Source organism: Robinsoniella sp., from assembly GCF_034124845.1.
Genome location: NZ_JAWYAJ010000501.1, coordinates 1 through 14,487, shown reverse-complemented (window position 1 = coordinate 14,487; position 14,487 = coordinate 1). Strand labels below are relative to the sequence as shown.

Annotated in this window: 13 protein-coding genes and 1 riboswitch; of the genes, 2 read left to right on the top strand and 11 right to left on the bottom strand. The window is 44.3% G+C overall.

Annotated elements, in window-relative coordinates:
- Positions 1-29 precede the first annotated feature (29 nt).
- From ACH2DQ_RS24815 to ACH2DQ_RS24765, 11 genes are all read right to left on the bottom strand, one after another.
- On the bottom strand, positions 30-1,430 hold the full coding sequence (locus tag ACH2DQ_RS24815) for an alanine/glycine:cation symporter family protein (RefSeq protein WP_394913847.1): 1,401 nt from the start codon (positions 1,428-1,430) through the stop codon (positions 30-32).
- Between the two features lie 85 nt (positions 1,431-1,515).
- Positions 1,516-1,617: riboswitch (glycine riboswitch) on the bottom strand.
- Between the two features lie 169 nt (positions 1,618-1,786).
- Positions 1,787-2,359 (bottom strand): hypothetical protein, encoded by a 573-nt coding sequence (locus tag ACH2DQ_RS24810; RefSeq protein ID WP_394913848.1) that lies wholly within the window; start codon positions 2,357-2,359, stop codon positions 1,787-1,789.
- A gap of 233 nt (positions 2,360-2,592) precedes the next feature.
- Entirely contained in the window at positions 2,593-3,366 is a 774-nt protein-coding gene (gene udp / locus ACH2DQ_RS24805) for a uridine phosphorylase (RefSeq protein ID WP_394913849.1), read from the bottom strand.
- 32 nt (positions 3,367-3,398) lie between these two features.
- Positions 3,399-4,139, bottom strand: coding sequence for a Crp/Fnr family transcriptional regulator (locus ACH2DQ_RS24800; protein WP_394913850.1), 741 nt, complete (start codon positions 4,137-4,139; stop codon positions 3,399-3,401).
- A gap of 48 nt (positions 4,140-4,187) precedes the next feature.
- Complete coding sequence (locus ACH2DQ_RS24795; RefSeq protein ID WP_394913851.1) at positions 4,188-5,282, bottom strand: BMP family protein; 1,095 nt, start codon at positions 5,280-5,282, stop codon at positions 4,188-4,190.
- An 11-nt stretch (positions 5,283-5,293) separates the two neighbouring features.
- Entirely contained in the window at positions 5,294-5,959 is a 666-nt protein-coding gene (deoC, locus tag ACH2DQ_RS24790; protein WP_394913852.1) for a deoxyribose-phosphate aldolase, read from the bottom strand.
- A 103-nt stretch (positions 5,960-6,062) separates the two neighbouring features.
- A complete protein-coding gene (locus tag ACH2DQ_RS24785; protein ID WP_394913853.1) occupies positions 6,063-7,016 on the bottom strand; it encodes an ABC transporter permease in 954 nt (317 codons plus the stop codon).
- Complete coding sequence (locus ACH2DQ_RS24780; RefSeq protein ID WP_394913854.1) at positions 7,013-8,113, bottom strand: ABC transporter permease; 1,101 nt, start codon at positions 8,111-8,113, stop codon at positions 7,013-7,015. The genes ACH2DQ_RS24785 and ACH2DQ_RS24780 overlap by 4 nt, the downstream gene beginning before the upstream one ends.
- Complete coding sequence (locus ACH2DQ_RS24775; RefSeq protein WP_394913855.1) at positions 8,094-9,638, bottom strand: ABC transporter ATP-binding protein; 1,545 nt, start codon at positions 9,636-9,638, stop codon at positions 8,094-8,096. The genes ACH2DQ_RS24780 and ACH2DQ_RS24775 overlap by 20 nt, the downstream gene beginning before the upstream one ends.
- Positions 9,639-9,712: 74 nt before the next feature.
- Positions 9,713-10,129 (bottom strand): cytidine deaminase, encoded by a 417-nt coding sequence (gene cdd / locus ACH2DQ_RS24770; RefSeq protein ID WP_394913952.1) that lies wholly within the window; start codon positions 10,127-10,129, stop codon positions 9,713-9,715.
- Positions 10,130-10,173: 44 nt separating this feature from the next.
- Complete coding sequence (locus ACH2DQ_RS24765) at positions 10,174-11,346, bottom strand: phosphopentomutase (protein WP_394913953.1); 1,173 nt, start codon at positions 11,344-11,346, stop codon at positions 10,174-10,176.
- Between the two features lie 359 nt (positions 11,347-11,705).
- Here ACH2DQ_RS24765 and ACH2DQ_RS24760 point away from each other — a divergent pair, with 359 nt between their 5' ends.
- Together ACH2DQ_RS24760 and ACH2DQ_RS24755 are read left to right on the top strand one after the other, a co-directional pair.
- A complete protein-coding gene (locus tag ACH2DQ_RS24760; RefSeq protein ID WP_395028597.1) occupies positions 11,706-12,803 on the top strand; it encodes a dipeptide epimerase in 1,098 nt (365 codons plus the stop codon).
- 56 nt (positions 12,804-12,859) lie between these two features.
- Complete coding sequence (locus ACH2DQ_RS24755; RefSeq protein ID WP_394913856.1) at positions 12,860-14,326, top strand: alanine/glycine:cation symporter family protein; 1,467 nt, start codon at positions 12,860-12,862, stop codon at positions 14,324-14,326.
- The last annotated feature ends 161 nt before the right edge of the window (positions 14,327-14,487 follow it).

The following is a 14,487-nucleotide window of genomic DNA, read 5'->3' as shown; positions in this document are numbered from 1 at the left end:
CTCCTTCTCTTAATATCAAGAATTTTAACCTATTTCATTTTAGAAAAATACTTCTTTGTTTCAGCTGCTATGACACCGCTTAATACTAATATTGCAATTAAGTTCGGCAGAGCCATTAGTGCATTGAAAATATCCGCAATAACCCAAACCGCAGAAACTGTCATAAACGGACCGATAAATACTGCTAAAATGTACAGCCAGCGGTAACCGTTTAGTATCTTTTTATTATATCCGCAGAGATATTCCAGACACCGTTCACTGTAATAGTCCCAGCCCAATATTGTGGTAAAAGCAAAAAATACAAGGCAGACCATCAGTATAAATGCACTGACCGTATTGCTGAAGGGCAGTCCCTGCTGAAATGCCGCTGTAGTTACCGCAACGCCTTCTAAACCGATATTCCAGGTATCTGTAATTACAATCGTAAGCCCCGTCATGGTACAGATTACAATTGTATCAATAAATGTTCCCGTCATGGAAACTAATCCCTGACGCACCGGCTCATTTGTCTGAGCTGCCGCAGCAGCAATCGGGGCACTGCCAAGACCGGCTTCATTTGAAAATATTCCACGGGCAATTCCCTTTTGCATTGCTACCATAATACTTCCCAAAGCTCCTCCTGCCGCCGCACGAAGTCCAAATGCACCTTCAAAAATTGCCTTAAACGCATTTGGAATATGCTTATAATTCAGCACCAGAAGTACCAGACATGCGAGTATGTATATCCCTGCCATAAATGGTACAACGATCTGGGAAACACTGGCAATTCTCTTGATTCCACCGATAATTACCATACCTACACAAATCGTTAATATAATTCCCGCGATAACCACCGTCCAGGAATACTCCCTGCCTAAAATAGAAACGCTCCAGGCATTATTAGGATCAAAAAAATTATTAACTGCATTGGAAATACCATTTACCTGTGTAAACGTTCCAATCCCAAGAAGTCCCACACCCAGTCCAAAGAATGCAAATAATTTGGCAAGCCATTTCCATTTGATTCCCATTCCATTTTGAATGTAGTAAAATGGTCCTCCGATTACATGCCCGTCATCATTAATTACACGGTATTTAATCGCCAATACACCCTCCGCGTATTTCGTCGCCATACCAAACAAGGCAGCAACCCACATCCAAAATAACGCCCCCGGTCCGCCGGCTACGATTGCAGTAGCAACCCCTACAATATTTCCTGTTCCGATTGTAGCGGAAAGAGCGGTGCAAAGGGCTGCAAAGCTGGTCACTTCCCCATGGCCGCCTTCTTCATTTTTAAACATATACTTAAGCGCTTTGGGAAGTTTTGTAATCTGCAGCCCTTTCAGGCGGATTGTTAAATAAATACCCGTAGCTAAAATAAGTACAATAAGGGGGACCCCCCAAAGGAAATCGTCAATGTTTCCCAATATCGTGTTAATTTGATCCAGCATAATTCTCTTCTCTCCTTTATCTGTTTCAATGCAATAGAAAAAGAGCTGATAAAATAATCAGCCCCCTAAAGAGTAGAACTTATACAGATATAGCTCTGTCCTTTTGCCTGAGAGATAGGCGGGTAACATACTTTACCCACTGTACACCTTCGGCGCTCGTTCTTTGAGACTCTCCAGAGTTGTCAATGTATGCCCTAATTGGACATTTGTCTTTGACAGAAGATACTATACCATAAATTATGTGTTGTTGCAAGGATATTGCCAAATTTCGTACACTTTATATACATTTGTTCAAAATATGCGCCTGCATTTATCCAGGACAAACAACCTTTTACAATCCTTTCGTTCTTAAATTATCATCGCTTTATCATCTTTCTGGTGTTGGCAAATTGAAATAAAATCCCCACAATTGCCAGTGCAATTCCGGTCACTAAAGCCATCGTCTGGTCTTTCAGCCCGATTGCTGACAGAATTGCACCTGCCAGAGATATTCCCCCATGGATTCCGGAACTTACGATAACCGCGGGCCTCACAAACTTAACGGCAATGCAGCCGATTAACAACCCTACTACGATGCATATTGCAAACTTCCACCAGATATCCGGCAGCATGATTTCGTTTACTGCAAAATAAGCAAGGGCACCGCAAAGCACAAAGACCCCGGCAAGATAAACTTTAAATGCAAGCAGCATCAATGCAACTCCGCAAATGACTGCTGCAATGACTGCAACGATCAGATTATGGGTAAAATAATCTCCCAGAAAATATCCGATTCCTGCTCCGGTAACAAAGCCAAACAGAGAAATCCAGAATTTAAGCAGTCGGAATCCGAAAAAACAGTTCACCAGTGCCATTATGATCGTAACTGTTAGAAAAACACCCGACATCTCTGCAGGCAGACGGTCTAACATATTTTGAACCTGACTCATATAAGTCCCCTTTCACAGCATCTCTTCAGCTGTTTCTTCATATGCTTCCAAAATTATAAATATTATAAATTTTAATCCTATTTACTTGTAGTGTCAATATTATTGTGCAAATTTTCATGTATTTCATACAAAATAAAAAAACATTAATTTGATCAAGACAAATAAAAACCCCGGCACAGCTTTCTTGGTTTTGAAAGCCCTGCCGGGGTTTTTACATCCATATTTTACTCAATCTACAGACTGCCATCCTCTTTTATCAGTTTTCGTATAGCCATAACAGCATTTGTAATTGCCATTTCCGTATCATGGACAACCTCGTTGCTTAGTCCCTGTTTTTCTCTTTCCTGGTTAGCCACAACAAGAAATACAGATCCCACCCGGACTCTTAAATAGCTTCCCACAATAAACAGTGCTGCTGATTCCATTTCTGAAGCCTTGCAGCCAAGTCGGAGCCAGGCATTCCACTTATTCTGAAGTTCATAGTTTACCGGCATTTTCTCCGGCTCATGCTGTCCGTAAAAAGAATCCTTGCATTCTACAACGCCTGCATGGTAGCGGTAGTTTAACTCTTTCGCAGAATTAATCAATGCATTGGCAACTTCAATATCAGCTACTGCCGGATATTCAATTGGTGCATACTCCTTACTGGTTCCTTCCATGCGGATTGCCCCGGTTGCAATGACAACATCGCCGCTCTGAACATCCAGATCCATGCCTCCGCAGGTCCCCACACGAATAAAGGTATCTGCACCGGCTTTAACCAGCTCTTCCATGGCAATTGATGCGGACGGACCGCCAATTCCCGTTGATGTGACACTTACCTTCACCCCATCCAGGTATCCTGTATAAGTAACAAATTCTCTGCTGTCAGCCACTAGTTTTGCATTGTCAAAATGCTTTGCTATTTTTTCACATCTCTTGGGGTCTCCCGGTAAAATCACATATTTTCCTACATCTCCGCTTCTTACCCCAATATGATACTGTAATCCTTCTTCTGCATATTTCATAATAACAATCTCCTTTTCAACAATTTATAATTTTACTTCTTTTCATAATTTGCAACTTTATCTGCAATAAATGCTTTCATTTTTAAGTACTGTTCCCGATTTATCTCAAGTGTATAGCCTTTTTTTGTAATATATGATTCTTCCTCCATCGCCTTCACCGAACGGTTAACCGTCTTGACGCAAAGCCCTGAACTTTCTGACAGTTCCTGCCTTGTCATCCGAAGTTCGCAGATTCCGTTCTCCTGATTGTGTTCGTACAGTCTCATAAACAGGAGAATCATCCTGTCTGCGCCCTGCAAAAATAAGAAAATGCGTTCCTTCTTTGCCTGCTCCAATAAATAGTTCCCCATACTTTTTATTTCCATCAGCAGAACATGGCGGTCACTTTTTAACCATTTTTCAAATTTATGTCTGGATATGACCAGCATGGTGCACTCCGTAACGGTGGAAAGTGTAGTTTCATATGTTTCCCGGTCCAGAAGGATCTCCATGGTGCCAAAGACTTTAATGGGCTCAAACCGCATATAATCGTAGGCAATTCCCAAAACTCTGTGATCAACAGCGCGGACAATTCCCTTAGCCAGAATGTAAATCATATTTACTTCTTCTTCCTCACGAATAAAGATAGTTCCCCTGGGCAGTTTCTGTATCTGAAATGACTGCATCAGCCAGAGCGGTGCCTCTGCCAGATAATCCTCCAGATATTCCCGTTCCTGTCTCCCCAGACTTTCAATCAGAGACAACAGCTGTTCCATAGAATCCTGTCGCAGCATGGCAATCCTCCTTTCCAAATCTTATATCCTGTTACTTCATCAATTCCATTACTTAATCAATTCCGTTACCACAATCTCAGTGGGCACACCTTTTGCATCCTGTGCCACGTCATCCTTATGAATCTGTATCTTTCCATCCACGATCATTTGGTAAATTTCATCATAGTCTGCCTGTGAAAAAGTCTTAAACTTTGAATTCTTCATAGGCAGCAGCACATTTCCTGACTCTGAGCCCAATACAACTGATACTCCGCCTTCAAACTTCCCTTGATAAAAACTGTCCAGTACATCATATACGGACTTCTGCAAATTCTTCACTGCTGAAGTAATTACGGTATCGGATTCACCGGACTGGTCAACGTCTACCCCGATTACGGTCTTATCTACGAACATTGCTGCCTTCATCACGGAATTTCCTACTCCGCCGCCGCAGGCAAATATAGTATCTGTACCTTCATTATACCACGCCGCTGCTTTCGACATATTGTCCGGCGTCGCGTCGAAGTTACCAACATATGTATATTTCATCTCCAGATCACCCTTAGAAAGCCCTAATTGCTTTCCTGCATAATCTGCTCCCTGTATAAAACCATAACCAAAACGGATTACTGCGGGTACTGCAATTCCCCCCATAAACCCCAGCTTCCGGTTACCATCCATCACTGCTGCATATCCTGCCAGGAACCCCGCCTGTTCTTCTGCATAAAATATGGAATGAGTATTGTCCAGAATCTCGCTGTTCCCATTTCCGTCATGGGGAGATCCGTCCAGAATCACAAATTTAACATCCGGATATTTTTTCTGCATGTTGTAAACCGGAACTTCATAGAGATAACCGGGACATACTACAATTTTGGCTCCGCCTTTAACTGCAAGTTCCAGGGATTTCGTATAGGCATCATCGGACTTTTCCGTAGGTTCATAATATTTACTGGTTAGATTGTGTTCTTTGGCATATGCCTGAACCCCCTCCCAGGAACCCTGGTTAAAGGAACGGTCATCGATGGACCCCACATCCATGGATAATGCCACTTCATATTTTTTATTCGATTCCGAAGATTCCTCTTCCCCACCCTTCTGACAGCCCGCCATAGTGAACACCATGGCCGCTGCTATCAGAAATGCAATACATTTTTTCTTCATATCACATTCTCCTAATATTCTTTTGCTGACCTGCCCTTTAACAATTCAACTGCGGAGCTGGTTCCGATACGGCTGCATCCTTCTTTGATAAATGCTTCCAGGTCTTCTATGGTTCTAACGCCGCCTGCTGCTTTAATTTTAACTTTTTCCCCGATTTCCCGTTTAAACAGGCGGATATCCTCAAGAGTTGCCCCAGCTGTTCCAAATCCGGTACTGGTTTTGATAAAGTCTGCTTTGGCATTTGTCACTGCTTTACATAATGCTGTTTTTTCTGCTTCGTCCAGATAACAGGTTTCGATGATAACCTTTAAAATAAAATCTCCGGCTTCTTTTTTCAATGCCGCGATTTCTTTTTCCACCTTATCAAAATCCCCGTTTTTTACATCACTAATATTCACAACCATATCAAATTCACTGGCACCGTCTTTCTTTGCCTGGCGGATTTCTTCTGCTTTTGCCTCCGTTACGCTGTAACCCAGTGGAAATCCAATTACGGTGCAGATATTAATCCGGTCCCCATATCTTTCTTTAACTCTTTTTACATAGCATGGGGGGATGCATACAGACGCCGTATGGTATGTGGCTGCCTCCTCACATAATTTCTGAATATCTGCCCAGGTTGCAAATGCCTTTAACTGGGTGTGGTCTACATAATTTAATACATTTAATTCGCTCATTTTTTCCTCCAACGGCGCTTTATGCGTCTTCTATTATTTATTATATTTACCTGATACACTATCAAATTATAATTGCCGGATGTATTTGCGCTTCCCTTATTTTTTACCTGCTTCCCTTATCATACGGAATTCCCTCTGCCTTTGGAGCCTGAGAATTTTTGGACAGGAACGCCAGTACTACAAGTGTCGCCACATAAGGAATCATTTTATACAATCCATCCGGCAGCGGAAGATCCTTTAATACCGGAATTCCGGAATAGGTGCTGGAAAGGGTCTTCATGATTCCGAAAAATACTGCCGCTCCGAAGATTCTCCCCACTCTCCATTGTCCGAAGATCAGCACTGCAATTGCCAGGAAGCCGTATCCCGCCACACTTGCGCTGAAATTAGTAGAGGTGGGCACCACGAATGCCAGCCCGCCGATTCCTCCCAGGACACCGGAAATAATAACGCCTGCATAGCGGATCTTATATACATTAATACCTACCGAATCAGCCGCCTGGGGATTTTCCCCGCAGGCACGCAGCCGAAGTCCGAATTTCGTTTTATTAATCACAATTGCGGCAGCGATTAATATGAGAATCCCCAAAAATGTTGTCAGATATGTATGTTTGAAAAACATATCTCCAAGTACGGGAATATCACCCAGAAGCGGTATCTTTTTAATATGGAAGGTATCCAGAAAAGAAATCTGCTGCTTTCCCTGTACCATTCTGGCTACAAATATTGCAAACGCCGGTGCAAAAAGGTTCAGTGCGGTACCGCTTATGGTCTGGTCTGCTTTCAGATTCACAGAAGCAAAAGCATGAAGCAGAGAGAACACACCACCTGCGATGCCGGATATCAGGATTGCCAGAATCATAAAGGACTGCCCGCTTAACGTATTTTCAAAAGTATTGATAAACAGAATGCCGGCGAAGGCTCCCATAACCATAATCCCTTCCATTGCGATATTGATGACACCGCTTCGCTCTGCAAACATGGCGCCCAGTGCCACTACCAGCAGCGGTATGGCAAAAAACATGGTCTGCTGAACTACAAAATAAAGAATATTCATGATTTTTCAGCCTCCCTTCTTCTCCTGCTTATGAATTTTATAATAACATTTTTAAACAGTAACGCAAATGCTCCAAAATAGATAATGACGGATATAATAATGTCAATTACTTCCGGCGCAAAGCTCAGCAGCTGAAGATTGTCACCGCCAACTGTGATATGCCCGATAAACAAACCTGCAAAAAGGATACCGATCGGATTGGAAATACCAAGCAGCGCTACGGAAATACCGCTGAAGCCTTCGGGCGAAATAACATCCAGCACCTGGATACATTTTCCCACATCTGCCAGATACATCAGTGCTCCGCCGATTCCTGCAAGGGCACCTGCAATTGCCATAGAAAGGACAATGTTCCTTTTTTCATTAATTCCTGCATATTTACTTGCCTGTGGGCTCAGTCCGCACGCTTTTAGCTCATATCCAAAGGTTGTCTTATTTATTAGTATGTAAATGACGATGACAAGCAGAATCGCAATCAGGATTCCAATGTTCATATTTGCCTCGGGAAACATACGGTCCAGTCCCGCCTTTGGTATAGTTGCGGATGCCGCTACCGGCAGAGACTGGTTTTTAATCTGATCATAAATCGTCCCGGTTACCAGCATGTTCACCAGATACATCCCGATGTAGTTTGTCATGATGGATGCGATGACCTCATTTACATTCCGAAACGCTTTTAAAAGTCCGGGTATCATTCCCCATAAAGCACCAAACAGTGCGGCGCCCAGGATCGCCACGATCCAGTGTATTCCCCCTGGAAGCCAGGTCCATTTCACGCCAATATAAACAGCTGCAAAAGCACCCATGGTAAACTGTCCCGAAGCCCCGATATTAAACAGCCCGGTCTTAAAAGCAAACCCAACCGACAGACCGGTCATAATAATGGGCGTTGCGATATACAGCATCTGTCCTACTCCATAGGAACCTGAGGTAAATCCACCTTTTAGAATCATGGAGAAGCCATCCAGCGCCTCCGACGAATTGCTGAAAAGCAGAATAATCAGCCCTACAGCCAGTCCGGCAACAATTGCAACCAGGGAAGCCGAGAAATTAAGCAGCCCTTTCCGCTCTTTTTTATTATTTAGCTTTTCTTTCATAACCTGCGCTCCTTTTCGTTCCCGCCATGTAAAGGCCTAATTCCTGCACAGTGACTTCTTCCGGCTTAACATCTGCAACAATTTCCCCCTCGTACATTACCAGTATCCGGTCACTTAACTGCATTACTTCATCTAATTCCAGAGATACCAGGAGAACTGCTTTCCCCTTATCCCGCTGTGCTACCAGCTGTTTGTGTATATACTCAATGGCACCTACATCCAGTCCACGGACCGGCTGTACCGTTACCACAATCTCCGGATCCCGGTCCAGTTCCCTGGCAATGACTGCTTTCTGCTGGTTTCCCCCTGACATTCCCCGTACAATGGACTCTTCCCCCTGTCCGCACCGGATATCAAATTGTGTAATCAGCTTTTTCGCATATTCACGGATAGCCTGGAATTTCAGGAAACCATGATTCTGGAACCTCGGTGTATAGTAGGACTGAAGCACCAGATTTTCCTGCAAATCATAGTCCAGTACCAGGCCATGTTTGTGCCGGTCTTCCGGTATATGCGCCATCCCGTCCTGGCATTTCTTCCGGATACTCTCTTTGGTGATATCCTTTCCATTTAAGGAAACGCTTCCTTCGTCCAGGGGCATTAATCCAGTTATGCCATAGACCAGTTCCGACTGCCCATTGCCGTCGATTCCTGCAATACAGACAATTTCGCCTTTCCGCACCTGAAAGGAAACATCATTTACAATATGCTTCTGGGAATTTGCGGATTTAATGATAAGGTTCTTCACCTCAAGAACCGCTTCTCCCGGATCCTGCAGTTTTTTCTCCACATTTAAGTTTACTTTACGCCCTACCATCATCTCGGACATTTCTTCTTTTGTGGTATCCTTTACATCAATGGTACCGATATATTTTCCCTTGCGCAGTACACTGCAGCGATCTGCTACTGCTTTGATTTCGTTTAATTTATGAGTAATAAATATCAGGGATTTTCCTTCCTTTACCAGCTGTTTCATCACCTTCATCAACTCATCAATTTCCTGAGGCGTGAGAACCGCAGTTGGTTCATCAAAGATTAACACTTCATTGTCGCAATACAGCATTTTCAGAATTTCCACACGCTGCTGCATGCCTACCGTAATATCCGCGATCTGCGCATCCGGATCTATTTTGAAGTGATAGCGTTCACTTAATTCCATTACTTTTTTCCTGGCATCATCCATTTTGAGGAATCCGTTTTTTAAGGTTTCCCTGCCCAGGATAATACTTTCCAGTACCGTAAAATTATGTACCAGCTTAAAATGCTGGTGTACCATTCCGATTCCCAATGCATTTGCATCATTGGGATTATTAATCTTTACCTCTTTACCATTCATTTTAATCTGCCCTTTTTCCGGCTGGTAAAGCCCGAACAGTACACTCATCAGTGTGGATTTTCCTGCCCCGTTTTCTCCTAACAGCGCGTGGATTTCACCCTTTCTAAGCTGCAATGTCACATCGTCATTGGCCTTGAAACTGCCAAATTCCTTTGTGATATGGTTCATCTCTATAACAAATTCCGCCATATCCCCACCCATGCATACCGCAGTCCCCTCTGCGGCGCTTCCTTTCCTGTTTAATTATAAGTTTTTGCCTGCTCCTATAAATCTTCTTTTGAAAAACCAAACGGAAATAATTCTTCCAGCCGATAGGTCCGGTAATCCGTTTCACTTTTTGCCAGGATTACCTTAAATTCCGTTGGATTACAAAACTCTGCCATCACCTGTCTGCACACCCCGCAGGGTGCACAATAATCTCTTTCCTCTGAAGAAGCTCCTTTTTTATTCCCCACTATAACAATCTTTTCAAACTCCATCTCCCCAACCGACACTGCTTTAAAGAATGCCGTCCTCTCCGCACAGTTCGTTGGAGAAAAAGAAGCATTTTCAATATTACATCCGGTATAAACCCTGCCGCTCTTTCCTAAAAGTGCTGCCCCAACCTGAAAACCTGAGTATGGGGAATAAGAGTACGTCTGGGCTTTATATGCCTCTAAAATCAGCTCTCTGTCATCCATTCTTCTCATACCATCCTCTCTTTAATACGTTCTGCTCTTACCGTTTACTTCCACACTTCCTTAAGAAAACTTTCTCCATCCACCTGGTTGTCAATTCCAAACAAATCCAATACGGTGGCTGCAATATCTGCGAAAGTTTTTCTTGTTCCCAGAGAGACATTTTCTTTCACACCCTTGCCGTAAATCAGCATTGGCGTATATTCTCTCGAGTGGTCGGTGCTTGCCGTTCCCGGATCACATCCATGATCTGCAGTTATCAACAGGATATCGTCCTCTTTCATTCTGCCCAGAAATGTACCAAGCTGCCTGTCAAAATCTGTGGCTGCCTTTGCATAGCCGTCAATATCATTTCTATGTCCATACAGCATGTCGAAATCCACCAGATTCACGAAACAAATTCCATGAAAATCACGGTCCTGGAGTGCAATGGTTTTCTCCATTCCGTCTGTATTACTTACAATGCTTGTGGTATCCTGTATGCCCCGTCCCGCAAAGATATCATAGATTTTCCCTACACCCAGTGTGTCAAATCCCTTTTCTTCCAGAACATCCAGCATTGTCGTTTTAGGCGGAACCAGGGAAAAGTCATGGCGGTTTGTTGTCCGTCTGAAATCCGGATCTGTTCCTTCAAATGGCCTTGCAATTACTCTGCCCACTCCATGCTGATTACAAAGCAGTTTTCTTGCAATCTCACAGTCATGATACAGTTCCTTTAACGGTACCACACCTTCATGAGCGGCAATTTGAAACACACTGTCAGCAGATGTATAGACGATCAACGCTCCTGTTTCCATATGTTCTTTTCCATAGTCCCGGATAACATCGGTACCGGAATACGGTCGGTTGCAGATAACTTTTCTGCCTGTCTCTTCCTCAAACTTTTTAATAATCTCTTCCGGAAATCCATCAGGATAAACCGGAAGCGGCTCGGGGGAAATAACACCGGCAATTTCCCAATGCCCTATGGTAGTATCTTTTCCCATAGATGCTTCTGTCATCCTGGCATATGAACCAATGGGTGTTACCTCTGTTTTTCCTTTTTCTACCCCTTCGATATGAAACAACCCCAGTTTTTCCAGGTTGGGAGTAAAATACTCTTTGGATTTTCGTATGGTTCCAAGTGTATTGCTCCCGGTATCATGGAATTTGCCTGCATCCGGCAGTTCACCGATTCCGAAACTGTCTAATACAATTAAAAACACTCTTTTTGCTTTCATTTTTTTACCTTTACATGCCTTTGCCGGAGAATGATTGATGATATATGTCAAACACGCTCCTGCCTGCTGCACTGCCCTTTCTTCCAATCTCTTTGTCTATCCTGTTTTAGCTAAGCTATCGTACATATTGCTGTCTCTTGATAAATAGATCATAGTCCCTTATCGTTTTTTTAGATAGGACTTGTGTCCTTTCTTACAAGCAAAATATTCATTTCGTCTTATTTTACAATTTTCCCAAACTAATTTTGGTCATATTTTACAAATCCTTCTCTTTCTTATTATCTGAATAGAAGTAATGATCTATACATATTTTATACTACGACAGGTTTTTATTTTTTATTATTTTCTAGGAGGAATGCATTATAAAAATATCAAAAATCGATATCCGGGAAATTCAAATACCCCTGGCGGTTCCCTTTCGGACTGCTCTGCGCACTGTTAACTCCGTGGATGATATTGTAATTATCGTTCATACGGACGCCGGAGATACCGGATATGGGGAAGCACCTCCCACTGCAGTGATTACCGGTGAAACCAAGGGTTCCATTGTCTGCGCCATCCGTGACTTTATTGCACCTGCCATAACCGGCATGGAAGTAGGCAATATTGAGGAGATCATGCACGTGCTGCATTCCTGCATACTTTACAATTCATCTGCCAAGGCAGCGGTGGATATGGCAGTCTACGATCTCTATGCCAGGAGCCTGCACCGTCCCCTCTATCAGGTACTCGGCGGTGCCCGGCAGAGCCTGGAGACCGATATTACCATCAGTGTGAATCCCTTGGATGTTATGGTGCAAGACAGCCTCACGGCTATTGACCGGGGATTTCAAATCCTGAAAGTCAAAGTGGGAAAAGAAGGCATGAAAGACGTGGAGCGCATTTCCCGGATCCGCCAGGCCACAGGCCCCAGGACAGCTATCCGGGTGGATGCCAACCAGGGCTGGAATCCGAAAGAAGCGGTCCGCATTATAGCACGTATGGAGGATCTGGGCGTGAATCCCGAACTGATTGAGCAGCCCGTTCCTGCCCATGATCTGCAGGGCATGCAGTATGTTACAGCCCACTCCTGCACCCCAATTCTGGCAGATGAAAGCGTATTTTCTCCTTGGGATGCCATTCGGCTTCTGGAAATGCATGGAGCTGACATGCTCAATATAAAGCTAATGAAATCAGCAGGGATCTATGGTGCCTTAAAAATCTGCAGCATAGCCCAGATCTACGGTGTGGAGTGCATGATGGGCTGTATGTTGGAAAGTAAACTTGCAGTGAGTGCCGCTGCCCATCTGGCTGCTGGTCAAAAAGTCATTACAAAAGTAGATCTGGATGGACCTTCCCTTTGCTGCACCGACCCCTATAAGGGAGGACCGGAGTATGAAGGTTCACAGATTCGAATGAATCAGACAGATGGAATCGGCATAACCTGCGGTTCCGTTTCTTTTAAAGGGTTGTCATAAATATTTCTTTCATGCGTAATATTATGTGAAGAACAATTCCCATGAAAGGGTATGCCATGCAGACATTGGTCCACTACATATCTGTCCTGAATGATACAATTAACCGTTTCGTCTGGGGAGTTCCCATGCTGGTATTTTTTCTGGCTGTGGGAGTTCTCTATACCATTGGAACCAGATGTTTTCAATTCCGACATTTTAAGCTCTGGTTTTCCGAGACGATTCTCACCTGTTTTAAAAAATCGCCGCCTCCAAAACCGCCCGGTCCGGGACTGCAAGCCGGCAAAAAGAAACACACCATTTCTCCCTGGCAGGCTATGGCTACCGCTCTGGCATCCACAGGCGGTGTGGGAAACATAGCCGGTGTCGCCACCGCCATTACCGCCGGAGGACCCGGTGCACTTTTCTGGATGTGGGTTTCCGCTCTCCTGGGAATGATGACCCATTACGGAGAAACCGTACTTGGCATCTGTTTTCGGAACAAAGATAAAGACGGCCATTACAGCGGCGGCCCCATGATCTACATGGAAAAGGGCCTTCACTGCAAATGGCTCGCCTGCTTTTTTTCCCTTTTCTGCATCGGTGCAGCACTGGGTATGGGCAATATGTCTCAATCCAACTCCATGGCAGATGCCCTGAACCACTCCTGGGGCACTCCTAAGCTGGTCATTGGAATTGCCGCTGCACTCATTACGGGGCTTGTAATTACCGGAGGTATCGGCCGTATTACCGTCGTCAGCGAAAAACTGGTTCCCATTATGTCTATCCTTTATATCATCGGAGCATTGCTTGTAGTTATGACCCACCTTGGAAATGTTCCAGCTGCCTTTCGCTCTATTTTTCATGAAGCATTTAACTTTCGTGCGGCAGGAGGCGGGATTCTGGGATATGGTATTGCTGCTGCTATGCGTACCGGAATTTCCAGAGGGGTATTTTCCAATGAAGCCGGACTTGGAAGTTCCGTTATGGTACACGCAGCCGCAGATGTGGATCATCCGGCTATCCAGGGTATGTGGGGAATTTTTGAAGTTTTCGCAGATACCATGGTGGTATGCACCATCACCGGTCTGGCTATCCTGTGCTCCAATGTCTATGACCAGACTGCTTATTTAAATGCCATGCAGCTGGATCAGATGTATCAGACCACCCGTTATATGGATGCCCTTCCAAATGGTGTCCCCCTGGCCTCAGCTGCCTTTGCGTCCACCTTTGGCTCCTTAGGGGATATCTTTGTCTCCTTTTCCATCCTGCTCTTTGGCCTGGCTACTTTGCTTAGCTGGTCCTATTTTGGAGAACAGGCAGTCATCTATCTCTTTGGGCGTAAAATAGTGCCGGCATATAAATTTGTTTATATATTTTTTATTGTCATCGGAGCTGTGGCACGGCTGGATTTTGTCTGGAGTGTCTCGGATACGCTAAACGGGCTGATGGCAATTCCCAACCTAATAGCTATCACAGTCCTGTCTCCTACGGTATTCCGGGTAACAAAAGATTATTTTGTAAAATACCGGGGCGGAGGGGGATAATGTAAATATCATTGCTTGCAATCATACTGGGTGCATGGGCGTGGGAAACTGGTATGGGCGGAGGAAGCGTAGAGCAGAGCTGAGTATTTACTTACCTTTTCGGAGTGCTTTTTGGCGGATACAATTCGACTGGCTCCCATCGGATTGTAAGCGGGCACTGA

Bases quoted from the DNA above. Each gene is read 5' to 3' on its own strand.
- ACH2DQ_RS24815 (WP_394913847.1), bottom strand. From the start codon at position 1,430: ATGCTGGATCAAATTAACACGATATTGGGAAACATTGACGATTTCCTT.
- ACH2DQ_RS24810 (WP_394913848.1), bottom strand. From the start codon at position 2,359: ATGAGTCAGGTTCAAAATATGTTAGACCGTCTGCCTGCAGAGATGTCG.
- udp (WP_394913849.1), bottom strand. From the start codon at position 3,366: ATGAAATATGCAGAAGAAGGATTACAGTATCATATTGGGGTAAGAAGC.
- ACH2DQ_RS24800 (WP_394913850.1), bottom strand. From the start codon at position 4,139: ATGCTGCGACAGGATTCTATGGAACAGCTGTTGTCTCTGATTGAAAGT.
- ACH2DQ_RS24795 (WP_394913851.1), bottom strand. From the start codon at position 5,282: ATGAAGAAAAAATGTATTGCATTTCTGATAGCAGCGGCCATGGTGTTC.
- deoC (WP_394913852.1), bottom strand. From the start codon at position 5,959: ATGAGCGAATTAAATGTATTAAATTATGTAGACCACACCCAGTTAAAG.
- ACH2DQ_RS24785 (WP_394913853.1), bottom strand. From the start codon at position 7,016: ATGAATATTCTTTATTTTGTAGTTCAGCAGACCATGTTTTTTGCCATA.
- ACH2DQ_RS24780 (WP_394913854.1), bottom strand. From the start codon at position 8,113: ATGAAAGAAAAGCTAAATAATAAAAAAGAGCGGAAAGGGCTGCTTAAT.
- ACH2DQ_RS24775 (WP_394913855.1), bottom strand. From the start codon at position 9,638: ATGGCGGAATTTGTTATAGAGATGAACCATATCACAAAGGAATTTGGC.
- cdd (WP_394913952.1), bottom strand. From the start codon at position 10,129: ATGGATGACAGAGAGCTGATTTTAGAGGCATATAAAGCCCAGACGTAC.
- ACH2DQ_RS24765 (WP_394913953.1), bottom strand. From the start codon at position 11,346: ATGAAAGCAAAAAGAGTGTTTTTAATTGTATTAGACAGTTTCGGAATC.
- ACH2DQ_RS24755 (WP_394913856.1), top strand. From the start codon at position 12,860: ATGCAGACATTGGTCCACTACATATCTGTCCTGAATGATACAATTAAC.